The organism is Oleiphilus sp. HI0080, from assembly GCF_001635135.1.
The window spans coordinates 1-680 of sequence record NZ_LWFU01001020.1 but is presented as its reverse complement, the minus strand read 5'-3'; the positions used below and the strand labels follow the sequence as shown (position 1 = coordinate 680).

Here is a 680-nt window from a genome sequence, read left to right as displayed (position 1 = left end):
AGGCTGGAACAGCCTGGGTATCGACTCAACCTGCGTCTGGCAACGGTCAAAACCAGTCGAGTAACGATCAATGGAGCTTAAACATTGCCTTCCAATTCTAGTAACCTCGCAACGATTAAACGCTTAGCACTCATTGCTAGTTTGTTCATGCCCATTGCGGCACACGCAGAAGATCCAATTGATCGGAGCATCATTTTTGTTGCTGCCAATGCTGGCCTTGCTCATTTCGACTCCAAGCGTCACTTTGAGGACCGGGATTTTGGAGGCCTATCACTTGGATTACATCTAAACAGATCATGGTCTACTTCCTTATTTTACTCACGTTCGCACCCCGAAAGTGGCTTAGGAAGAAATGTTCGGTTCGAAAACTATTTTGTGCAAGTTAAGCACTACTGGCGCGGAGAGAGCCAATGGCGACCATATTTGGTTGGCGGACTAGGCGAAACGATCCAAGACAGAGAAGAAGACCGTTCAAGCACCACAGCACACGCTGGTTTAGGGATGCACTATGCGATTAATGCAAAATGGGCAGGACAACTGGATTACAGATACTTCAGCGCTCTTCACGATGGCTTTCAGGACAAGACATTGATGACTAGCCTCATTTATCGATTTGGCACAGGGGAACGATAGAAACAAGGACAAGCGATAGGACGCAAGCAAGATCCGCTCTTTCGGAA

At 47.5% G+C, this 680-nt stretch carries 1 protein-coding gene; it reads left to right on the top strand.

Annotation, left to right across the window (positions count from 1 at the left end; translation table 11 throughout):
* Nucleotides 1-84: 84 nt before the first annotated feature.
* Nucleotides 85-633 (top strand): outer membrane beta-barrel protein, encoded by a 549-nt coding sequence (locus tag A3751_RS19270; RefSeq protein WP_068465824.1) that lies wholly within the window; start codon nt 85-87, stop codon nt 631-633.
* Nucleotides 634-680 lie beyond the last annotated feature (47 nt).